The sequence below is a fragment of the Cohnella suwonensis genome (assembly GCF_042655365.1).
Taxonomy (GTDB): Bacteria; Bacillota; Bacilli; order Paenibacillales; family Paenibacillaceae; genus Cohnella; species Cohnella suwonensis.
The window spans coordinates 87120-110420 of the sequence record NZ_JBHSMH010000101.1; the positions used below are offsets into that span (position 1 = coordinate 87120).

Annotated in this window: 15 protein-coding genes; 14 read left to right on the forward strand and 1 reads right to left on the reverse strand. The window is 49.8% G+C overall.

Translation table 11 applies throughout. From position 1 onward, the window contains the following. The first annotated feature begins 11 nt into the window (after nt 1-11). Genes ACFPPD_RS22795 through ACFPPD_RS22810 form a run of 4 tightly spaced genes read left to right on the forward strand, consistent with a single transcriptional unit; the run spans nt 12 to nt 5861 of the window. Entirely contained in the window at nt 12-1328 is a 1317-nt protein-coding gene (locus ACFPPD_RS22795) for a glycoside hydrolase (RefSeq protein WP_209745788.1), read from the forward strand. Further along, complete coding sequence (locus ACFPPD_RS22800) at nt 1325-3046, forward strand: dihydroxy-acid dehydratase (protein WP_209745790.1); 1722 nt, start codon at nt 1325-1327, stop codon at nt 3044-3046. The genes ACFPPD_RS22795 and ACFPPD_RS22800 overlap by 4 nt, the downstream gene beginning before the upstream one ends. Nucleotides 3047-3103: 57 nt before the next feature. Next, on the forward strand, nt 3104-4522 hold the full coding sequence (locus ACFPPD_RS22805; RefSeq protein WP_209745793.1) for an FAD-binding oxidoreductase: 1419 nt from the start codon (nt 3104-3106) through the stop codon (nt 4520-4522). After that, nucleotides 4512-5861, forward strand: coding sequence for a (Fe-S)-binding protein (locus ACFPPD_RS22810; protein ID WP_378083472.1), 1350 nt, complete (start codon nt 4512-4514; stop codon nt 5859-5861). The genes ACFPPD_RS22805 and ACFPPD_RS22810 overlap by 11 nt, the downstream gene beginning before the upstream one ends. Nucleotides 5862-5877: 16 nt before the next feature. Here ACFPPD_RS22810 and ACFPPD_RS22815 read toward each other — a convergent pair whose 3' ends face one another. Further along, complete coding sequence (locus ACFPPD_RS22815) at nt 5878-6768, reverse strand: SMP-30/gluconolactonase/LRE family protein (RefSeq protein WP_378083475.1); 891 nt, start codon at nt 6766-6768, stop codon at nt 5878-5880. An 82-nt stretch (nt 6769-6850) separates the two neighbouring features. Between ACFPPD_RS22815 and ACFPPD_RS22820 the strand changes: the two genes are divergently transcribed. The 10 genes from ACFPPD_RS22820 to ACFPPD_RS22865 all read left to right on the forward strand — a co-directional run bounded on the left by ACFPPD_RS22820 (nt 6851) and on the right by ACFPPD_RS22865 (nt 23284). Further along, nucleotides 6851-7687: a fumarylacetoacetate hydrolase family protein gene (locus ACFPPD_RS22820; RefSeq protein WP_209745799.1), complete on the forward strand. Its 837-nt coding sequence runs from the start codon at nt 6851-6853 to the stop codon at nt 7685-7687. 174 nt (nt 7688-7861) lie between these two features. Continuing rightward, nucleotides 7862-10006 (forward strand): glycosyl hydrolase, encoded by a 2145-nt coding sequence (locus ACFPPD_RS22825; RefSeq protein ID WP_378083525.1) that lies wholly within the window; start codon nt 7862-7864, stop codon nt 10004-10006. Nucleotides 10007-10291: 285 nt separating this feature from the next. Then, on the forward strand, nt 10292-11230 hold the full coding sequence (locus tag ACFPPD_RS22830) for an ABC transporter permease (protein WP_378083527.1): 939 nt from the start codon (nt 10292-10294) through the stop codon (nt 11228-11230). Nucleotides 11231-11290: 60 nt separating this feature from the next. Further along, nucleotides 11291-12163: a carbohydrate ABC transporter permease gene (locus tag ACFPPD_RS22835; RefSeq protein WP_209745804.1), complete on the forward strand. Its 873-nt coding sequence runs from the start codon at nt 11291-11293 to the stop codon at nt 12161-12163. Between the two features lie 66 nt (nt 12164-12229). Beyond that, nucleotides 12230-13912, forward strand: a complete 1683-nt coding sequence (locus tag ACFPPD_RS22840) for an extracellular solute-binding protein (protein WP_209745807.1) — start codon at nt 12230-12232, stop codon at nt 13910-13912. Nucleotides 13913-14011: 99 nt separating this feature from the next. Then, a complete protein-coding gene (locus tag ACFPPD_RS22845) occupies nt 14012-15568 on the forward strand; it encodes a response regulator transcription factor (protein WP_378083529.1) in 1557 nt (518 codons plus the stop codon). Between the two features lie 64 nt (nt 15569-15632). Beyond that, the gene (locus tag ACFPPD_RS22850) at nt 15633-17336 is read left to right on the forward strand and encodes a sensor histidine kinase (RefSeq protein ID WP_209745813.1); all 1704 of its coding nucleotides are present in this window, start codon (nt 15633-15635) and stop codon (nt 17334-17336) included. A gap of 285 nt (nt 17337-17621) precedes the next feature. Then, on the forward strand, nt 17622-20543 hold the full coding sequence (locus ACFPPD_RS22855) for a glycosyl hydrolase (RefSeq protein ID WP_378083531.1): 2922 nt from the start codon (nt 17622-17624) through the stop codon (nt 20541-20543). Between the two features lie 80 nt (nt 20544-20623). Continuing rightward, nucleotides 20624-21892, forward strand: a complete 1269-nt coding sequence (locus ACFPPD_RS22860) for a ribulose-bisphosphate carboxylase large subunit family protein (RefSeq protein ID WP_378083479.1) — start codon at nt 20624-20626, stop codon at nt 21890-21892. A gap of 15 nt (nt 21893-21907) precedes the next feature. Continuing rightward, entirely contained in the window at nt 21908-23284 is a 1377-nt protein-coding gene (locus ACFPPD_RS22865) for a four-carbon acid sugar kinase family protein (protein ID WP_209745819.1), read from the forward strand. Nucleotides 23285-23301 lie beyond the last annotated feature (17 nt).

A 23301-nucleotide genomic window follows, 5' to 3' on the forward strand; every position in this document is an offset into this window, starting at 1 on the left:
GGAAGATTCATTTGAATGCCTATCATCTTCATATCCCTGCTGAGTTGGGGACAATACGAGCAACTGTAAAGGCCGGAGACATCTTTCAAACGATCGATGGCTTCGGCGTTAATTTAAATCCGCAATATTGGAATAATGGTGCGCTTACTCCCGTTATGGATTTGCTCATCGACGATTTAGGAGCGTCGCTGTTTCGGGTGGACGTATTCGGGAATTCCAATTGGGTAGATCCGGACAATCGATATGATAAATCAATATTAACCGAGTCAACCTATAGCAAAGTATATGGGGGCCCTATATTCTCTCAAACCTGGGCATTGTCTAAGTATCTAAATCGGCGGGGAATAAAACCCTACTTAAATGCCAGCGGATTAGTTCCGAGCTGGATGTTGGCTGAAGACGGAATGACTCTTAAGGATTACGATTCCTTTGCCGAAATGATGGTCTCGATGATTAAATGGGCATCAGAAATCGAACAAATCGATTTTGAATGGTTCGGGCCTTTGAATGAAACGGATCTTGGACCTCCCGAGGGGCCAAGGCTGAACGGCTTGGAATTCACTAAAGCCATAGAAGTATTGGTTGAAAAACTTAAAATTCATGGGCTATCCGAAATTCGGTTGGTTACCGCTGAACAAGCTATTTTTAATCTGGATTACGTTATGCACTTGCTCGATAGTGCGGAAATAAGGCCTTATCTTGGCGTAATAGGCATGCATACTTATGAGACCATTAGAGTCCATGAGTTGGCTTCGTATCTCAACGCCCGGACGGATGGCTCGATCCGATTTTGGATGACCGAATATGGCGACTTAGATGAAACGGGCGAGAGCGAATGGGATGTTGCGATGCGATCGACCCAACGTCTATTGATTTGTTTGCAGGATGGCGCTCAAGCGGGATTGGTGTGGGACGCATTCGACAATTATCATGACCATGATTTTGCCTGGACTTTATACGGACTGCTTCGCAGAGGCAGACATTCCTATACTCCCAAAAAGAGATTCTACGCAGCCAAGCAAATTTTTCGATACGTTCGGCCGCAAAGCGTAAGGGTTGCAGTAGAATGCGCACAGACCGAAGCTCTATTAACTGCCTTTTTACATCCGGAAGATGGGCTTTCGATTGTGGGGATTAATAGTCGTGCAACGCCAATTGAAATTCAAGTTCACTTTGAAGATTGCAATCCCGCAGCGTTCGAATTGTACATCACCAACCCGCACTTACATTGTCAGAGCATGGGATTGTACCAAGCGGATAAATCTTTAAGAGCAGTTATTCCGGAAAATTCGATATTTACATTTAAGGAAAGGAAGTCAGCTCCTTGAATCTTCGCAGCGATCAATGGTTCCGTGCCGCACCGGACATTTCCTTTCAGCATCGCGCTGCAATGCGAGCGATTGGCCATCTGCCGGATTCTTATATCGGTAAGCCTATCGTGGGTATTTTTAATTCGTGGAATGATCTTAATAGCTGCAATTATCCGCACAAAGAGCTGGTGGAGTACGTAAAGCGGGGAGTGTTGCTGGCTGGCGGTTACCCAGTAGAATTGCATACGATTACAACAGCCGCGGATTTCATGAAATCCTCGGATTTGCCTTATCGAAATTTAATGTCGATGGACATCGAAGAATTAATTCGTTCCCTTCCTCTTGACGGCGTCGTTCTTCTATGTGAATGCGATAAGACTACCCCTGCGCAGTTAATGGCCGCCGCGAGTTGTGATATTCCAGCTTTGCAATTGGCCGCAGGGCATCGGACATCGGGTACTTATCGCGGAAAAACATTAAATTATGGCACAGACCTTTGGAAGGTGCTTGACGAGCGTCGCGCAGGGCAGTTAGATGCTAGTGAATGGATGGAGATAGAAAAATGCATGAACTGCAGTCTCGGAGGCTGCCCTGTAATGGGTACCGCCTCAACCATGAAGAGCATCTCGGAAGTTCTGGGCATGATGCTGCCTGGAACTTCTTCCATACCGGCTAATCATGCCCAAAGAAAAGAGGCGGCCGAACTTACGGGACGCAGAATCGTGGAGATGGTCAAGGAGGGATTAACGCCTTCTAAACTGATGACGCCGGATGCTTTCGATAATGCCATAAAGCTATTGGCAGCCATCGGCGGCTCGACCAATGCCGTCTTGCACCTCACGGCAATCGCGGGAAGGCTTGGGATAGATATTGAGCTGGAGCAATATGCTAAAGCATCCAACGGGGTGCCGCTGTTGGTGAACCTGCAGCCCAGCGGTGCTTACAATATGGATGATTTCTATGAATCGGGAGGATTATCGGCGGTCATTCAACAATTATTGCCTTACCTAAATCGCGACTGTCTGGCAGCAACCGGCGAAAGCATAGAAATAGTGTACCGTGAATCGGAAATATTTCGACCAGAGGTCATTGCAACTATCGATCACCCCTTTAAATTCATATCCGGTATTGCCGTTGTAAAAGGTAATTTAGCGCCGCAAGGAGCGATTCTCAAAAGATCCGCGGCAAGTGACGGACTATTCATCCATAAGGGTCAAGCCGTCGTTTTCGATGGTTACCAAGATATGATGAATCGCATTGACAGCGATGAATTGGATGTCGACAAGGATTCCGTCCTAGTACTAAAAAATTGCGGCCCAGTTGCGGAGGGTATGCCGGAGTGGGGCTCTATTCCGATCCCTAAGAAGCTATTGCAGCAGGGTGTAACCGATATGGTTCGCATTAGCGATGCGCGAATGAGCGGCACCTCCTATGGAACCATTATTTTACACGTTTCACCCGAAGCGTTTGTTGGCGGAGCATTAGCGGTTGTAAGAAATGGAGATGTAATCGATTTGGATGTGCAGGCCGGCAGGCTGGATCTGCTGATTGAGGATACGGAGTTGAATCAAAGAATGGAAGATTTGGTTCCCCGGCAGCACAAGCATCAAAGAGGCTATCTCAGCTTGTTTGCCCATCAAGTACAGCAAGCCCATGAGGGCTGCGACTTGAAATTCTTGCGTCCAAGAAACGAGGACCAGCAGAAATTCATAGAGCCGACTGTCGGAAAGGGTTGATTAGAGGCTAATGATGATCATTGATGACCTGAACAATTAGGGGGGGGAAATATATTTATGTTGGATGCAACTCTTACCCTGCAGCTGCGGCAGATTGTCGGTGAGAAATTCTATCGGGATGATCCAGAAGCGCTTGTCGCACATTCTTACGACGGGACACCCATGCTCCAAAGTTTGCCGGATGGTGTGATCTATCCCGAGAATACCCGCCAAGTCGCTGATATTATGAAAGCTCTTGCGGCTTACCGTGTGCCTGTAGTGTCGAGAGGCTCCGGTACCAATCTGTGCGGAGGCACGGTCCCTGTTCAAGGCGGCGTCGTGATGGTTATGCACCGTATGAATCGGATTATGGAAGTCGATCTGGAAAATTTGACGGCAACGGTGCAGCCCGGCATCATTACGGCAGATTTCGCTGTCCATATCGAATCGCTTGGACTTTTCTATCCACCCGACCCGAGCAGCATGAAAATCTCGACGATTGGCGGTAATATCGCGGAGTGTTCCGGCGGCCTGCGCGGACTTAAATACGGTACGACCAAGGATTACGTGATCGGCTTGGAGGCCGTTCTTGCCAACGGAGAAATCATTCGAACCGGCGGGAAGCTAATGAAGGATGTTGCAGGCTACGACCTGACGAAGCTGTTGGTAGGTTCCGAGGGGACGCTCGCCATTATTACCGAGGCGACCTTGAAGCTGGTACCGCCGCCGGCAAGCAAGAAGACGATGCTCGCCATGTTCAAAGATCTGTACGGGGCGGCAAGGACGGTGTCTCGAATTATTGAGATGAGGATTATTCCCGCTACGCTCGAATTTATGGATAACGCTACGATTCGGGTTGTGGACGATTTCGCCAAGCTGGATCTTCCGCTCGATATGAAGGCCATCCTGTTAATCGAACAGGACGGCGATCCGGATACGGTAGAACGCGACATCGAACGGATCAGGGAAATATGCGAATTGGAGCGGGCTGACCGGATAGTCGTCGCGGAAACCCGGGAGCAGGCAGAAAGGTTGCTAACGGCGCGGCGTAGCGCTTTTACCGCGTTGGCGCGCCTTCGCCCCACCACCATTCTGGAGGATGCAACGGTCCCTCGTTCCCGAATAGCTGATATGGTGCTTCGAATCAATGAAATTGCCCGAAAATACAAGGTCTCCATCGCCACTTTCGGTCATGCTGGGGACGGTAATCTTCACCCTACAGCGACAACGGATGCAAGAGACCATGAAGAAATTCACCGTGTGGAGCAGGCATTCGAAGAAATATTCGAAGCCGCCATCTCATTAGGCGGAACCATTACCGGGGAACATGGTGTCGGCCTGGTCAAAGCCCCGTTTCTGGAATGGAAAATAGGAACGGCCGGAATGGAGGTCATGCATGGAATTAAACGGGCATTCGACCCGCATAACCTGCTCAATCCGGGTAAGATATTTGCCAAGGAAACAAGAAAAAGAGTGGTGATCGACCGTGGCCATTGATCACAGCAACCCGCTTTCTACAACGCTGCTGGGAAAGCTGGATTACGATCAATTAACCAATTGCATGCGCTGCGGATTTTGTCTGCCTGCTTGTCCCACCTTCCGGGAAACCGGCCTCGAGCCGGAATCTCCTCGCGGGCGCATCGCGCTCATGAAAGCCGTTGCCGACGGCATTATGGATCCTGATCAGGCATTTCAAGATCAGATGAATCACTGTCTCGGCTGCAGGGCATGTGAACCGGCCTGTCCGGCCGATGTCAAATACGGGCAATTGATCGAGCAGGCCCGTGATGCCATCGAAGATCACGCAGATCACAGCGTTCCCATGACGGGGATTCGCAAGCTGTTTTTCAAGGGAATATTACCTCATCGCAGAAGACTTAAATGGCTCGGAAGATCGCTAGCCGCCTATCAGAAATTCGGATTACGCCACATGGTAAGGGGAAGCGGAATGATGCGGCTGTTCCCCAAGCATCTGCGTGAAATGGAAAAGATTATACCGGATGCGACTGGAAGAGGCGTGGTTGAGAGACTTGGAGCCGTTTATCCTGCCAAAGGAGAAATGATCGCCCGAGTTGCCTTGTTCAGGGGCTGTATTATGGATGTGTTGTTTGCCGAGACGAATGTAAATACGGTCAAATTGTTGGCCGAGGCAGGGTTCGAATTGGTCATTCCGAAGGAGCAGGTGTGCTGCGGAGCACTCCATGCACATAGCGGCGAGATGGAATTAGCGAGAGCTCTGGCACGGACCAATCTTGCGGTCTTCAGAGAAGCCGGCATAGAGTATATTGTCTCCAATGCCGGCGGATGCGGCGCTCAGTTAGTGGATTATGACCATCTGCTGCATGATGATCCCAAGTATAGCGAGCTTGCCGGATGGTTTGCTTCCCGGGTGATCGACGTCAGCCAGCTGTTGGTAGATCACGGCAGAATGCCGTCCTTCGCTGATTCATGCGCTAATGCATCTGAACCGGTTACGATCACGTACCAGGATTCCTGCCACTTGCGGAACGGGATGAAGAGCTCGAATGCTCCGCGGCAACTCATGAAGCAAGTGGCCAACGTGTCGTTCATCGAGATGAAAGAAGCGGACCGCTGTTGCGGCTCGGCGGGCATTTATAACGTCACGGAGCCTGAGATGGCCGGTCGAATTCTGGATCATAAAATGGAACACGCCAACAGTACCAAGGCCCGCTATCTACTCACTAGCAATCCGGGCTGCCTGCTGCAGATGAAGCTGGGCGTCCGGAAACAGGGCGCGAATTCACATATGGAAGTCAAGCATGTCGTGGATTTCTTGTTTGAAAGAATTGGCGACTGTTCAAAAACTAAAGCTTAGGTTAGCGAGCCTATTTCTATCCTTGGAACGGAACGGCCGGAGTTCCTCGGATAACGAGCTCTGCGCAGAAGAGTCCTCCAGCATGGGGTTGTTTCGTAAGCTCTTCTTCATTGAGTCCGATACGAGCGGTCGTTATGTACAACTTATCCAGATTTGGACCGCCGAATGTGCATGAAGTTACCTGCGAAGCAGGAACCGGAACATATTCTAACTGTTTCCCGGTATTCGGGTTCCATCTTGTCACACGCCATCCACCCCAATGGGCCACCCAGATCATCCCCTCCGAGTCGATGGTCATACCGTCGGGGAAACCTTGCTCTTCTGGAATTTCAACCACGATTCTTCGATTTCGTAAGGTTCCTGTCTCCATATCATAATCAAACGCAGCTACTTGCCGTGTTGGCGTATCAACGTAATACATGGTTGTACCATCGGCAGTCCATGCCAGCCCGTTTGATATGCTCACTTCAGATAAAAGCGGCCGTACCGAATGATTGGCGTCCATACGGTATAAAGTACCCTTGGACGGTTGGTATGACATCGACATGGTCCCCGCCAAATACCGCCCGGCGGGATCGCATTTGCCATCGTTGAAGCGGTTGTCAGTCAATGTTGATTCAACTTCCGCGAGCAGCGACGTTTTCTGGGTATCCCTATCGAAAGCGTAAAATCCGTTCTGCAACGTTAGAGCTATGCCCCCTGAAAGTCTAGGAACGATTGAGCTAATATAGGGGCTGATCACTATTGATTCGTCAGATTGGGGATGCTGTGGATCGTGAATATGGAGTCTGCTTTCCAGGATATCTACCCAATAGAGACAGCCTCTGCTGGTATCCCATACTGGGCCTTCGCCTAATTTCGCCTTAGCATCGCAAACAAGCTTAAGGTTCAATGTCTTATCCTGCACGCAATAATCACCTCTTTCATTAACGAAGCACGATTTAAGCTGGATACTCAAGGTATCTAACATAACGGGAGGAACGACAACGATGAAGCTATTGCAATTCTATCATTTACAGGACGAAGAACGTAAGCTCCAAGTCGGCATACTTGAAGGAGAATCCACGGTAGTGGCGCTAAACACCTCAGGGACGGCGCGGGATGTCATCAGACAGTCCAATATCAAATCCCTGAAAGCGGTCGCTGCCTATCGCTTGGAGGAAGTAAAGCTCTTGTCGCCGGTGACGGATCCCGAGAAAATCATCTGCATCGGACTTAATTATCATGACCATGTTATCGAATCGAAAATGCAGGTACCGAAGGTGCCGGTTCTCTTCCCCAAATACAACAATTGCTTGACCGGTCATGGCGACGAGGTGGTCATACCGGATGAAGTATCGCAATGCGACTATGAAGTCGAGCTTGCGGTCGTGATTGGCAAGAAGGCCAAGAAGGTGTCGAAAGAAACCGCTATGGATTATGTGTTCGGCTACACCGTTCTCAACGACGTAAGCGCAAGGAATATTCAATTAAACGAGCCTCAGTGGACACGCGGCAAGGCGATCGACGGCTTCGCCCCGCTGGGGCCTTGGATCGTAACCGCCGATGAGATCGAGAATCCTGGAAACTTAAGTATTTCCTTGAAGCTGAACGGCGAAACGATGCAAAATTCGAATACAAAGGAATTAATTTATGATATTCCATATCTAGTATCGTTCCTATCGAATACGATTACGCTGCAGCCGGGCGATATTATTAGTACGGGTACGCCTCCTGGAGTAGGAATGGGGCAGAGGCCTCAGGTGTGGCTGAAGCCTGGTGACGTTGTGGAAGCAACGGTAGAGGGCATTGGCACGTTACGAAATACATTTGTGGCCTCCGAATGAGGAGCGTTGAATAGTATCACTTTTCATTGAAAAATCGGATTGATTTCATCGGAAAGACAGGCGTATATTGATAATGGAAAGCGCTTCCAATTCTATTTAAGAGGAGGATGTGATTTGATGAGAAAATGGGTATCGCGATTGAAAAGGTTTGGACAAAGTTGCTTAACGGTCCTAATGATTGTGGTATTGGCACTTCCGGTAATTTTAACATCGGGTATTCGGCTAGCCGAGGCGGCTCTTGTCCCGATCAACCCCAATGCTTCGCAGAAAGCTCAAAATTTGCTTGCTTATCTATACAGCCTGGAAGGCAACAAAATCTTATCCGGTCAGCATCATTGGCTTGAGCAGCCGGATTATTACGCGGAACTGATCAACTCCAACATCGGCAAATATCCGGCAGTTCAAGGATACGAGCTGGGAGTGATATCGGGTCAGAGCGAATCCCAGTTGACATCGCAGCGTCAAGCGGTTGTCGACAGCGCGATAGCTTGGCATAATGCGGGCGGTATCGTGACCATGATGTACCATCAGAACAAGCCGGGGACGGGTTATTGCTGGAACGGATGCGTACAACCGGGGATCTCCCAATCCGAGTTCGATACGATTGTTACGCCGGGGACATCGCAGTATAACACGCTGATAGCGGAACTCGACAAAGCAGCCGTGTACCTAAAGCAATTGCGCGATGCCGATGTTCCGGTTTTGTGGCGTCCTTATCATGAGATGAACGGCGGTTGGTTTTGGTGGGGGAAACAGCCGAACTTTTGGAAATTGTGGGACCTCATATATGATCGGTATACGAATTATCATGGGTTGAATAACTTGATTTGGGTTTGGAATGCAAACGCTCCGAACGCTGACTCCGATCCGTACTCGACCTATTTTCCGGGGACAAACAAGGTGGATATTCTGGCCGTCGATATTTACAACAACGATTACCAGCAAAGCTATCATGACGACTTGTGGACATTGGGTCAAGGCAAGGTCATTGCCATCGGGGAAAACGGAGAACATCCGAATCCGTCCGTTCTTAGCTCGACCCAGAACAAATATCGCTGGTTTATGACCTGGGGTAATTTCCTGGTAGATAACAACACATGGGCGGGCACAACCAATTTGTACAATCACAGCTATGTCCTGACCCGAGATGAAGTAAATATCGTAACGGACACGCAAGCTCCGACAGCGCCGACAAACTTAACTTCACCGGCCAAGACAGCCACGTCGATATCATTGTCGTGGACGGCATCAACGGATAACGTCGGAGTTACCGGTTACGATGTGTATAATGGCTCGATCAAAGTCAACACGGCGAACATTGCCGGAACCTCGTACTCGGTGACGGGATTGTCTCCATCTACGGCTTATACGTTTACGGTGAAAGCCAAGGACGCGGCGGCCAATGTTTCGGCGGCAAGCAACGCGGTAACGGTGACGACGGATGCTTCCGGCAGCGCGGCCTTCGTGAAGGGGATCAATATGAACGGAGGGGCGGTCACGATTAACGGCAACAGTTGGTTGGCGGAAAGCGCAGCAGGGTTAACGCTCTCCACGATAAGCCGCGGGAGTACTTCGTTTACGCCGTCTCCGGCTGTGGATAGCGCTACCAACTCTATGCTGAATACGGTCGTCTATCATAATACGAACTTTTCGGTCGGCCAGACGATAACCAATGGCTCCTATCAGGTGTATGTATGGGCCATGGAGAATTACACCAGCAATTACCGATCGTTTCATGTGAAGCTGGAGGGCGCGCAGGTTACATCATCGCCGATCGGCCAGCTTACTCTGGGCAATTGGCAGCGTTACGGCCCTTATGACGTAACGGTTGGTGACGATGCGCTAAATATGGAACTCGTCAAAGTAACGGGCGATCCTATGCTGATGGGAATGGAGATCTATACGACGGGAGCGCCTACGCCTATTACGACTGTCAACGATGCGACGACGGGAACGGGATTGAATCAATTCGAGTATTCCGGAACTTGGTCGACAAGCACGGGGGTGGACAAATATAACAATGACGACCACTACTCTCTAACGACGGGTTCGTACTACCAAGTCCAATTCAGCGGCACAAATATTGCCGTTTATGCATCGAAGGCTTCCCATCATGGAATTGCCGGTATATCGATAGATGGAGGTGCAGAGACGGATGTCGATTTTTATGCCGCAGTTCGGGCCGACAACACCTTAATATGGACGAGCCCGGCATTGTCGTCCGGCACACATACGATAAAGGTTCGGGTAAAAGGGACAAAAAACGTCAGTTCCAGCGGTTATGTGGTCGTCGCGGACCGAGTGGTTATCACGCCTTGATATGGTGTTGGTAACGTAATTTCCAATAGGGCTGTCCCAAAGTCGTGAGAACGACGGAGGGCCAGCCCTTTGTTTTAAGCGCTCTGAATCATTTATACGAAATAATCGAGTAACTAGCTTGACGGTTTTTCTTAGTACCCGAATAAGGAGCGTTGAATAATATCATCTTTCATTGTTTACCTGAGTAGTTGGATGATGGAAGAACATTTATGATTGGGTATAGAAAGCAAGCTTTATCTCAATAAGCGAGGTGAAACGGTGAAAAACCACAACATACCGGATATTATGCAGGGACCGTTTCCTATCCTGAAGCCTAAATCCGGATGGAAGCGATTCGTGCGGCAATGGGATGTTCAGCTTATGGTCATCCCTGCGCTATTGTTCATTTTTGTATTCAGTTATATCCCGATGTACGGCGTTCTTATGGCTTTTCAGGACTACGATATTTTCAAAGGGTTTTTCCACAGCCAGTGGGCGGGGTTTAAACATTATGAAGCTTTCTTCCATGCCCCAGAATTCTGGAGAATCATGCGCAATACGGTTGTCATCAGCTTGCTGAAGCTGTTTATCGGCTACCCCGCTCCGATTGTATTGGCGTTAATGCTTAACGAAATCAGCCAGATGTTCTTTAAACGGGTTATCCAAACCATCAGTTATTTGCCGCACTTCTTATCGTGGGTCATTGTCGGCGGATTCGCGATGTCTATGCTGGCGACGGATAACGGCAGTATAAATATGCTGCTGATGAAATTGAATCTCGTGCAAGAGCCTATTAATTTCCTATCGATACCCGAATATTTCTGGGGGATACTGGTCGGTGCCGGGGTATGGAAGGAGATCGGGTTTGCCACCATTATTTATCTGGCCGCCATCGCTGGCGTGGATCCTCATATGTATGAAGCGGCCTCGATCGACGGAGCCAGCCGGTTTAAGCAAATGTTCCTGATAACGCTGCCCTCCATCGCGCCTGTGATCGTCATTTTTCTAATATTGTCCGTCGGCAATATTCTCAATGCGGGATTTGAAGATATTCTCGTTCTGGGCACGAATCCCATTCTAAGGGAAGTTTCGGATGTGATCGATACGTATGTGTACCGGATAGGCATCCTGAATTCGCGATATTCCTACGCGACAGCCGTCGGATTATTCAAAGCCATAATCAATATCGCTCTGCTGACAGTCGCGAATGCCATTGCCAGAAGGCTCGGAACAAGCTTATGGTGACCATGATGCGAGAGGGAATAGAGGTGATGGCTTACGAGGCTTACGACGCAAGATAAAATCATGCATTTCTTTATTTATGCTCTACTCATCCTGCTGGGTTTTACGACATTTTATCCATTTTGGAACTCGCTCGTCATTTCTTTTAATTCGGGATCGGATACTTCATTGGGCGGAGTGACCTTCTGGCCCAGAAAATTCACCTTGGACAACTATTATGTTGTTCTACAAGATAGCAGATTGTTAAATTCCTTCTATATTTCCGTATTAAGGACTTCGATCGGTACGCTCTTATCCATTTTGTTTACGGCTATATTTGCTTATGGGATGTCCAAGAAGGATTTGATCGGCAAAAAATACTATATGATCTTCTGCGTCATTACGATGTATTTAAGCGGAGGATTAATCCCGTTCTTCCTGCTGTGCCGCGAGCTTGGGATGATGAACACCTTCTGGGTGATGGTGATTCCGGGCATCATCGGCGTGTACAACATGATCATCTTTCGCACCTTTTTCCGAGGCTTGCCCGAGGGATTGGAGGAATCGGCCCAAATAGACGGAAGCAGCCATTGGGGTACGTTATTCCGAATCGTTCTTCCCATATCGGGGCCGGTTATTGCGACACTGTCCTTATTCACGGCGGTCGGGCATTGGAATGATTGGTTCGGGCCAAGCATCTTTATCAACAAGACGGACCTGCTGCCGATTCAAACGGTTCTGAAGCAAATCATGAATTCCAATATGACGGAGCAGATGCTGGAAGCTACCGGGGGAAATGCTGCCGCGCTGGATCAATTGAATCGGGCGCAGACGATTACGACCAAGTCGCTCACGATGGCGACCATGATGGTCGCGACATTGCCCATCATCCTGGTATATCCGTTTGTGCAAAGGTATTTCGTGAAGGGCGTATTGGTCGGCTCGTTAAAGGAATAACATCTTCGCGGTTTTAAGGCCGCTTGGCCTGCAAGATATCATTTAGAATGAGAGGGGTAATAAGGCATGAAAGCATCCATTCGGCTTACTCGAATCGGCATCGCCTTGTTAGCGGCCATTGCGGTCATTGCAGGGTGCAGCAACAACGGGAACGACACGGCAACAAACGGAAACAATACCGTGAAAGAGAATGTTTCGGAGACGAAGGCCGCTGAAACGAAGGCCGCGGAACCCGAAGCAGTCTACGACGGTACGATGAAACAGGTGAGACCCGCAAGCTTCAGCTTTTATGGAAACTACGATTGGATGACAATCGAGCCATGGGGCGCCGATCCGACAAGCAAATGGGTAAAGGAGAATCTCAAGATCGAGGTCACTCCCATTCAGTCGAGCGGTGCGGCGGAAGCCAAGCTGAACACGATGATCGCTTCGGAAGGGCTGCCCGATGTCATGATGCTGGACAGAGGCGCGATCGTTGAGCGTTTGCGGCAAGCGAATCAATTGGTGGCTTTGGATGACTATCTGGATAAATACCCGAATTTGAAAAAATATGCCGGAGAAGACACGCTGAACATGCTTCGTTCCGATGACGGCAAGCTGTATATCTTCCCGGACTGGTATACATCCAGCCCGAACGGGAACGGCGGTTGGGTCATCAATACCAAGATATACAAGGAGCTCGGTTCGCCCAAGCTGGAAACGTTCGATGATCTGTACGCATACTTGAAGACGGTTAAAGAGAAATATACCGATGTTATTCCATTGGAAGTGGGCTTTAGCGGGAAAGGGATCGAGGTCATGTCGTCCGGATTCGCAGAGAATCATCCGACCCAATTTGCCTCGATGCGTTATTATCCCGAAGGAGATAAGCTGGTATCGATCTTTAAGGATCCGGTGTATAAAGATGCCATGCTATTCGCGAATAAACTGTTCCGCGAAAAATTGATTACGCAGGATGCCTTCACCCAGAAGGACGATCAAGTCAAAGAAAAGCTGAAAACCGGCAAGGTAGCGGTACTCGTATTCGACGATGCTGCCAATTACGGCAGGGAAGGACATAACGCTTGGAAAGCGATTGATCCGAGCGGCGGGTATCAAGCCATATGGCCGATTCACAAAGCGGGTCTTGATCCGAACAAGATCCTCGTGAACGAATACAACTCGCTTGGCTGGAACGCAGTCGTTATTACGAAGAATGCTAAAGACCCCGAAGCGATTTTCGCTTACCTGGACTGGTCAACGAGCCCTGAAGGCCAGCGCATATTATTTTTTGGTCCGCAAGGATTATTTTGGGACGAAGCCGATTCGAACGGCGTTCCAATTCCGAATGAAGCCTATAAAACCACGCCGGAGGAAGAGAAGGACAAACTGAAGTTGGGATCGTTTGTCTGGGCGGGCAATACGACCTATGTAGATTCGTCCAAAGCCGCGCTGGAGATGACTTTGCCGGAGGAACAGCGGAATTGGTCTACGGTAGCGCAGTCCACCATATACTGGAAAACCTCCATGAATATGACGGAATTCGTCAATCTCGATCCGCTTCCGGATACGGAAGAAGGAATTGCCCAATCGGCAGTCAAAGACCTATATACTGAAGTTAGAGCGAAACTGATGTTTGCGAAATCGGATGAGGAAGTGCTCGCGATTATAGACAAAGCCGATAAGGATTCAGTCAAATTGGGATTTGATAAGCTTCTGGACTATCATACCGCCAAATGGAAAGGCAATTTGGAAAAGATGAAAAAATAATACACGCCCATACGGGAAAGAGGATATACTGGTCTCACAAGTATACCCTCTTTCCTGCTCGTATTACAGCCATAAATCGGGGTGAGCGAGTTGTACAAGGTGCTTCTGGTTGATGACGAAGATATCGATTTGGAAGGCTTGAAGCGGCTTATCGATTGGAAGAGTCTGCAGATGGAGGTCGTTTCGGCGGTCAACAGCGGTTTTGCCGCGTTGGAGGTCATCCGTAAAGAAGCGGTCGATCTATTGGTGACGGATATCAAGATGCCGATGATGTCGGGATTGGAATTGATGAGTAAGGCGCTCGAGCATTTGCCTGAGTTGAAAACCGTTCTTGTAAGCGGTTACGAGGACTTCCATTATGCCAAACAGGCCATCCAGATGAACGCATACGGATATATCTTGAAACCGATCGACGACGATGAGATTTATCGGGTTCTGGCCGGCATTAAAGCGGAGATGGACCGGATGAGAATGAAGAAAGCGGAAGAGCTCGCTCTCGAAAGCTCGATCCCGCTTGTCCGAAATGAACTCTTGTTGAGGGTTGTCGAAGGGAACGCGAGCGATTCCGTCAAAGCGGGGCTACTCGAACGCGCCAAGCTCGACTGGAGCAGTCGGGACATGTGCATAGCCGTATTAGAGATGGACGACATCTCATGGAAGTTGAATCGCTATCATGAATCCGAACGCAACGATAAATTGGAAAAATTGAATGAATTTATTATCGATTGGTGCAATGAGAGCGGCATTGTCGTTTGCAAGTCCGAAGCCCACAGGATGATCCTGTTTGTATGCATAGAAAATCATTTAGGATTGTTCGAGCCGCTTATCGCAAGTATTTCCGATAAATTCCCGTTAACCGTAACGATTGGGGTCGGTCCGGTTATTAGAGCGGTAGGGGATATGAGAAGATCGTATATGGCGGCTTCGGAAGCGCTAAATTTGAAAATGTTCTTGGGGAAATCCAGAATCATTCTACATTCGGTTACGAAAACCGACTTCTCGCGAAGCGCCAAAGATCTTGACGATATATTGAGCGAGATGTTCGCCGCCATGACCCAATACGAATTGATCCGCATTGACGATTGCATTCAGGAGTTGTTCGTTCTGGTCAAGAATTTGAACTCCCGGCTAAGCATATATAACTTTTCGTTGCATGTGATCTCCCGATTGGACGTTCATATGCGGGTTTTGAATGAGAATCTGTATAAACTGCTTGGCATCGAGATGAAGGATTTGGATATTTTGTTTCATTTCGAAACCATTGAAGACATTAAGTCCTGGCTTCGTAGACGGCTGTTCGAGCTGTCCGAGTTGCTTTACTTGAAGAAACAGAAGAAAAACCGCAAACTCGTTGAAGAAATCGATCAATATGTAAGCCGCAACTTACACCATAATATTACGCTTCGCGATGCAGCCAATCATTTCTCCTTCTCACCGAATCATTTGGGCCATTTGTTCAAAGACGGGACCGGAATGAACTTCAGCGACTATGTGATCCAAGCCCGGCTGCAACGGGCAAGAGAGCTGCTGAGGGTTCCGACGGTAAAAATATACGAGGTTGCCGGGCAAGTGGGCTACAAAAACCTGACCTACTTCAGCAAACAATTCCGGGAAACATTCGGGATGACTCCAGGCGATTATCGCAAGCAATGCTGAGCGTGAATCTATGAAACGAACATACAGGAAAAGGACCTATATCCCATTCAGCCAAAAACTGCTTATGACCTACCTTTTATTCGTCATGATCCCCGTCATTGCGGTCGGATTTTTCGCTTACACGATCACCGTGCAGGCTTTACAAGAGAAAATCAGCGCGAGCATCAGGGGAACTCTCGAGCAGATTCGCGACAACATCTTGTACAAAACCGATGATATCAATCGAATTTCAAGCCGATTATATTATGATTACACGCTCCAGAAATACCTGAGGAATTATGAAGAAGGATGGTACACGTACGAGACGACCAAACAATATATTATTCCGACTTTGGAGAATGTTCTGAACTATACCAACAGCAATATATTGCTGACGTTATACCTGGAGAATGACACATTTCCGGAAATGTACAATTTGCGAGGCGAGACGATCGACCCTTTGTCGGGGTTCAAGAACTACGACGTGTTTCATCAGAAGAGAATAGAGAATGAGGCATGGTGGACAGGGTTGTCATTCGACAAGAAAAAAAACGATGGCGTCATCTGGAAGCAGGTCGGGTTGGATCAGAAGTTCGATAACATCTCCTTGCTGCGGCGGATGGAGGATGTTCAGGAATGGAAGGCGATCGGATTAATTCGAGTAACGGTCAAATTAAACGAGCTTCTGGACTCTGTCCATTATGCCAAAATCGGGGAATCCAGCAAGCTTGCCGTATACGATGAGGACAACATGCCGATATTCGTTTCCGGTGCCGTGGGGCAGGAAAGCAAGGATGGGTCAGATGCGTCGGAGGAATTGCTCTTGACCCAATCGATCCCGGAGATGGGGTGGCATATTGTTGCCTCTATCCCGCATTCCGTATTTAACGAGCATGCCAAGAAAGTCCGCAATTTGACCATCCTTGTTTGTCTGGCCAGCTTTCTGGTGCTGTCCTTTATAAGTATTGCGGTATCTAGATATTTTGCCAGAAGGGTAGGCAAGATCGTCGCAACGCTCCGTTCATTCCAGGAAGGCGAATTTCATAAACGCATCCTGTTCAAAGGAAAGGATGAATTTGCCCAGATCGCTTCCGCTCTTAACGTGATGGGGCAGAATACCCATGATTTGATCCAGCAGGTTTATGTGACCAACTTATTGAAGAATGAAGCGGAGCTCGCTTCGCTGCAAGCGCAAATCAACCCTCATTTCCTATACAACACACTATCGTCCATCAGCCGTCTGGCCAAGTTCGGCGAAATCGACAAGCTGCACCAAATGGTCATGGGTCTCGCCAAGTTTTACCGCCTTTCGCTCAATGACGGCAAAACGATTATTTCTATAGAGAAAGAAATCGAGCAGATGCAAGCGTATATCGATATACAGAAGACCAAATACGGCAGTCGCATGACTGTGAACTATGACATCGATTCGGCCATCTATCCATACGATACCGTTAAGTTGATCCTGCAGCCCTTCATAGAGAATATTCTGGAGCATGCCTGGCGTGGCGATCAAATTCAAATTGATGTCGCGGCTTCCCTATCGAAATCGCGAATCGAGTTCAGCATTTCGGATAACGGGATCGGAATGAACGAGGAAACGATCGCCGAAATATTCACGGATAAAGGAGTTCGCAGGGGCTACGGAATCCGCAACGTGGATGAAAGAATCAAGCTCCAATACGGGAAGGAAAACGGGGTTCGGATCCATAGCGGTCTCGGGATGGGGACGAAGGTCCTGATCGCGATTCCAGCCTGTCAGGAACAGGACAAAGAGAAAGCCAGATAAGCAAGGAATGAATGCAGAGGCTCCACCGAAGTTGAATGACTTCGGAAGCCTCTTTTTATTTTGCGTTGGAGAGTTATACATATCGTTGTTCCCGTCGATTGAACGCGAACCGGGATCCGCGTTATGTTGGAAACATCCCAACATTCTTATTTGGAATCGGAGGAATTATTGATGAAACGAAGCGGTCTTGTATGGAAATCGGTTTGCTTCCGGCTTCTAGTGGTCAGTCTAGTCGCGATTTCGATTTGTTTCCCAACTGTTTCGGATGCGGCACCTGGCGATAATATGCTCTCAAACGGCGGTTTCGAATCGGGCGATGCCACTTGGGAGAAGTGGGGGGTGCCGGAAGTGACCGAGAGCGAGAGTCGTAGCGGGACCCATTCATTGCTAGTGAAAATCAATTCCGGCGGTGCCTCGAGCACGGTGAGCGTAGAGAGCGGAAAAAAGTATGCCGTAGGACTGTGGGTGAAGTTCTCCGCTGCGGGAGCCGTATCCGCCAATATCGGTTTGAATACGTTCGGCAGTCAGGAAGGCACGATCCCGATTCCATTTACCGGAAGCACGTCATGGGAATATCAAGAGATCGTGTTTACTGCCACTGACGATACGAGCAGCATGCGTATCGCGTTCTGGAATGATAGCGGGATCGATTACTATATCGATGATGCGGTGATTCGGGAAGCCGTCGATCAAGAAAAGCCAAGCATCCCCGGGGAGCTGTCGGTTACACATCAACCCCAAGCACTGATATTGAATTGGCAAGGCTCTGTAGACAATGAAGGCGTTCAGGCGTATGAAATCTCTTACAAAAAGTTTGGAACGGACACCTGGTCCGCCGCAACGGCGGCCCACGATCAGTCGCAAATCCGTTATTCATACACGCTGGACGGTTTGGATGCTTACTCGAACTATTTTATAAAAGTCAGCGCAGTGGACACGTCGGGAAACCGGTCGGATGCCGCTACGGCGATTGCATCTACGGGAGGGCCGAATTTGCTGAGTAATGCCGGATTCGAGTCGGGAACCATCGGCGGTTGGGAAGTATGGACCAGCCTGGAGACAACTCAAACCGAACATCACGGCGGCGACTATTCGCTGTTGGTCTTGCCGAATACGGGGGGAGCTTCGGAGACCGTCGCCATAGAACCGGACACCTCTTATGTCATCGGGTTCTGGATCAAATCCGCCAACGGAAATTCGCAAGATGCCAATGTAAGCGTAAGTTTTTTTGGACCGGGGGGCGAAGTTGCCGTGCCGATCCCCGTTCAAGGAACTACGGAATGGCAGTATAGGGAGTTGGTCTATCAGACCTCGGCCAACTCTACCCACGCAAGAATCAATCTATGGAATAACTCGGGAGAGAATTATGTTATGGACGATATCCAAATTGCCAAATTGCCGCCCGTTCCGGCTGAGCTTCTTCCCAGCACTCCTGGCAACAGCGTCGCCTCGGAAGTGACGGGGTTGTCGGTCGAGCTGCAATGGGATCCGTCGACGGATGTGCTTGGCGTTGCTCGATATCTCGTTTCTTACAAGGAAGAAGACGAACAGCAATGGACCACGATCGCGGTTCCTGCGGATCATCAGCAGTCCGTTTATCAATATTCGGTTAATAATCTGCTGCCGTCAACTTCCTATGCATTCCGAATTTATGCTCAGAACGAAACTGATTTGCTGTCGGATTATGCGAGCGTAACGGCAAGCACACTGCAGATGAATCCGGTCAATCCTGCCGCATCGCAAGAAGCGAGAGGTTTATTGAATCGATTATATGACATTACCGGCAACGGGATTTTGTCAGGCCAGCATAATTATTACGAAGCTCCGAATGAATGGTATCAGAAGGCGGCGGATTTGACCGGTTATTACCCGGGCTTGTGGGGTTCCGATTTTGCTTTCTATACCGGTGGGGATATCGGAGCGCTGCGCCAACAGATGGTGAATACGGCCATAGCAAGGTGGAATGAAGGCGCCGTCGTTGCTCTGACTTTTCACCAAAGCAAGCCAAGCGATGGTCCCACTGCAGGTTGGAGCAGCGTTCAGGGAAGCTACACGGAAGCTGAGATGACCGAATTGGTCACCCCGGGAACCGACCTGTATAATGCGTGGCTGGCACAGATCGATGAAGTGGCTCAGTACCTGAAACAATTGCGGGATGCCGGCGTGCCTGTTCTCTGGCGCCCTTATCACGAGATGAATGCCACCTTCTTCTGGTGGGGCGGAAAGCCGGAGCTGTTCAAACAATTGTGGGTGAATATGTATGAGAGATATACGGACTATCATGGCCTCGATAACCTGATTTGGGTTTGGAATCCTAACGCGCTAAATGCTTGGTCGTTTGAGGAAGCTCCGTATTACCCCGGACATTCGTATGTCGACGTGCTGGCGGCGGATATTTACAACAATGATTATCAGCAGCGGCACTATGACGAGCTGCTCGCGATCGGCGAAGGCAGAGCGATCGGCATCGGCGAGAACGGGGAGCTGCCGAATATCGATACGCTGAAGCTTTCACAGTCCCGATATGCTTGGTTCATGACGTGGCCGGGGTTTCTGACCGATAACAATACGCTTGGAACTATACAGTCCTTATACAGTAACACCTATACCCTCAATAATGGAGAAACGGGATTAGGGCCTTACGTACCTCCGATTCCTGAAAGCTACGTCATTGACGACTTTGAGGGTTATGACGGCTTGGACGCCAATCTCGCTAATAAGTGGAGGCGCAATACGGCCGGGAACAGCGTAACGGCGGCTTTGGACGGCACGAAGAAGCACGACGGGTTATATGCGATGAGGCTCGATTATACGATCGGGGATCCGGGATTCTCCGGCGTTTACAGGACTTATAGCGACTCGTGGACAGGAGCGGGGGCGATTCAGTTTTGGCTTAAACCGGACGCTTCGAAGCGGCAATTGACCGTCCAATTCCATGAATCGAACGGCGAAGTATGGGAAGCGGGTTTTACCCTGACGGGAAAATCGGCGAGGATCGTCAAGATTCCGTTTACAAGCTTTGCCCACCCCGGATGGTTTCAAGGCGGTAACGGCATTGTCGAACCGGACACCATCAAAGAAATTGCCTTTTATTTCGGTCAAGGCGAAGGTAAGCCGGGCAGCGGAACGATCTACGTGGATGATATTGAAGCTGTCAAATTATCGGACGACGAAGGCAACGGCAATAACGGAAACAACGACAAATAGATATTAATCGATTAAATCCTCTGCCATAGGAAACTAAGCAACAATTGTGCGGAACACAGCCTTCATGAAAGGGTGGTATTGTGTTTAGCGAAGAAAAAGTTACGGCTACGTATTGGGTAGAGACGCCTCATTCGCTGCACACGGCGGCTGCGGTTATGGCCGCGGAGCAATCCACCGGCACCTTTGTGGCCGTGCCCGGAGAAACCGACGAAGTGAAGCGCCGTTCCGCCGCGAACATCGAGAGCATAACACCGCTCGAGATCGTGCGAACGCCTTCGCTTCCCGGGTCCCGGCCTCCCCATAATCATGATGGAAGCTATTATCGCGGCGAAGTCGTCCTGTCTTTCCCTTACCACAATATGGGGCCTTCCATTCCTAACCTGCTTGCAACCGTTGCAGGCAATCTCTTCGAGCTTCGGGAGCTTTCCGGCCTGCGATTAATCGATTTAGAGCTGCCTCCGTCTTTCTCCAGCAAATACAAAGGTCCGAAGTTTGGCACAGCGGGTACCCGGGATTTGGTCGGCGTACACGGGCGGCCTATCATCGGCACCATTATTAAACCGAGTATCGGACTCACGATTGACGAGCTCCGGCCCCTGGTCCGAACGTTGGCATTGTCGGGATTGGATTTTATTAAAGACGACGAGTTGAACGCCAATCCGTTGTTTGTGCCGTTCGAACAGAAGGTCAAGGCGGTTATGGAGGAAATCGAACGGGCTGCGGACGCAACAGGGAAAAAAGTGATGTATGCATTCAACATTACCGGAGATATCGATGAATTGAGAAGAAATCATGATTGGGTCAAACAATCGGGCGGCACCTGCGTAATGGTCAGCATTAACAGCATCGGATTTAGCGGCTTGGCGGAATTGAACCGCTACAGCGAGCTTCCGATTCACGGCCATCGGAACGGGTTCGGCTATTGGACCCGATATCCCGCATTGGGGATGGCGTTTGCCCCATACCAGAAGCTCTGCCGTCTGGCCGGAGCGGACCATCTGCACGTCAACGCCTTAAACGGCAAGTTCTATGAAAGCAACGAATCGGTTATCCGATCGGTTCAGGCGTTACAAGCGCCGTTGTTGGGCGGTTATGACGCCATGCCGGTGTTATCGTCCGGACAATCCGCGGCAACGGCCGCTGAAACATTCCGGCTGCTGAGAACTTGCGATCTCATGAATATCGCGGGGGGCGGCATTATGGCTCATCCCGACGGCGTTGAAGCGGGAGTGGCCAGTATGCTGGAAGCCTGGGAGGCTGCGGTCCAAGGAATCCCGGTCGACGAGTATGCCCGTTCTCGTCCGGCTCTGCGAAGAGCGCTCGAAGCATTCGGCGAGAAAGGAGCATAAGAGGTGGCGAAGGGGATGGCAGAACCGCCGCAAAAATTATTACTAAGCTTTTACGGGGACGACTTCACGGGTTCAACAGATGCTATGGAAGCATTGGCTTTGCATGGAATCAAGACGGTATTGTTTCTGGACCCGCCAGAATCCGAATTGCTGCAGAACAAATTCCCTGACCTGCAAGCCTTCGGCGTGGCCGGAATAAGTCGCTCGTTATCGCCGATAGAAATGGAACAGGTATTGCCCCCTATTTTCCAATCGTTGCGTTCTTATGGGACTCCTGTCGTTCATTACAAAATATGCTCGACGTTCGATTCGTCGCACGCCGTCGGAAGCATTGGCAAAGCGATGGACATCGCCGCGGAAATTTTTCCTAGAGGGCGGTTTACTCCGTTGCTAGTCGGGGTGCCGGCTCTAAGGAGATATACCGTATTCGGCTACCATTATGCCGGATTGGGAGATGCCGTCTATCGGTTGGATCAGCATCCGGTTATGGCTAATCACCCCGTTACGCCAATGGGAGAAGCGGACTTGCGGCGGCACTTGTCCGGGCAAACCTCCCGAAGCCTCGATCTGTTTCAATTGGAGGAGTTGAACGGTTCCCCGGAGGAAGTCCGCGAGCGATGGAATGAACGGTTGAAGGAAAACCCCGATATCGTTTTATTCGATGTGCTTGATAACGAACGGCTTGGCAAGGCCGGTGCTCTAATCTGGGAAGAAGCGCAGCAGAAGCCGATATTCGCCGTCGGCTCGTCCGGTATCGAATACGCGTTGGTTGAACACTGGAAGGCATGCGGTCTCATTTCCAACGATACGCGCCAGCTCCCGTCCCCCGGAAAAGCCGAACCGTTAGTCGCATTGTCGGGCAGCTGTTCCCCAGTGACGAAACAACAGTTGGAAGCGGCTTTCGCATACGGTTTTCAGGGAATTCGGGCGCCGATAGAACGGCTTTTGCGGCCGGATACAGCCGATGCGGCCCGACGGGAGCTTCTTGAACAATGCGTCAGGGCGTTGTCGGATCAACGTAATGTGGTGATATATTCCGCGCTTGGCCCGGAGGACGAGACGATTGCGACAATTCAGAACGGGTTGATCGATAGAGGGCTGGAAGCATTCGACACCGGTCGGCTTATCGGTCAGCAATTCGGCAAGCTATGCGGAGAGCTGATCGAAAGGACGGGGCTTCGCCGAATCGTAGTCGCGGGCGGAGATACATCCGGATATGTAACGAAGGAACTCGGCATATACGCTTTGGAGGTTCTGGCGCCGATAGCCCCGGGCGGACCTTTGTGCAGGGCATTTTCCGATCGAGAGGTGTTTGACGGTTTGGAAATCACGTTAAAAGGCGGGCAAGTGGGCAAAGCCGATTATTTCATTCGCGTGTTGAACGGTTGCTAGAAAGGCAAACAGGAGGG

Coding starts and splice junctions, on each gene's coding strand:
- ACFPPD_RS22820 (WP_209745799.1), top strand. CDS start 6,851: ATGAAGCTATTGCAATTCTATCATTTACAGGACGAAGAACGTAAGCTC.
- ACFPPD_RS22855 (WP_378083531.1), top strand. CDS start 17,622: ATGCTCTCAAACGGCGGTTTCGAATCGGGCGATGCCACTTGGGAGAAG.
- ACFPPD_RS22865 (WP_209745819.1), top strand. CDS start 21,908: ATGGCAGAACCGCCGCAAAAATTATTACTAAGCTTTTACGGGGACGAC.
- ACFPPD_RS22830 (WP_378083527.1), top strand. CDS start 10,292: ATGCAGGGACCGTTTCCTATCCTGAAGCCTAAATCCGGATGGAAGCGA.
- ACFPPD_RS22840 (WP_209745807.1), top strand. CDS start 12,230: ATGAAAGCATCCATTCGGCTTACTCGAATCGGCATCGCCTTGTTAGCG.
- ACFPPD_RS22850 (WP_209745813.1), top strand. CDS start 15,633: ATGACCTACCTTTTATTCGTCATGATCCCCGTCATTGCGGTCGGATTT.
- ACFPPD_RS22825 (WP_378083525.1), top strand. CDS start 7,862: ATGATTGTGGTATTGGCACTTCCGGTAATTTTAACATCGGGTATTCGG.
- ACFPPD_RS22805 (WP_209745793.1), top strand. CDS start 3,104: ATGTTGGATGCAACTCTTACCCTGCAGCTGCGGCAGATTGTCGGTGAG.
- ACFPPD_RS22835 (WP_209745804.1), top strand. CDS start 11,291: ATGCATTTCTTTATTTATGCTCTACTCATCCTGCTGGGTTTTACGACA.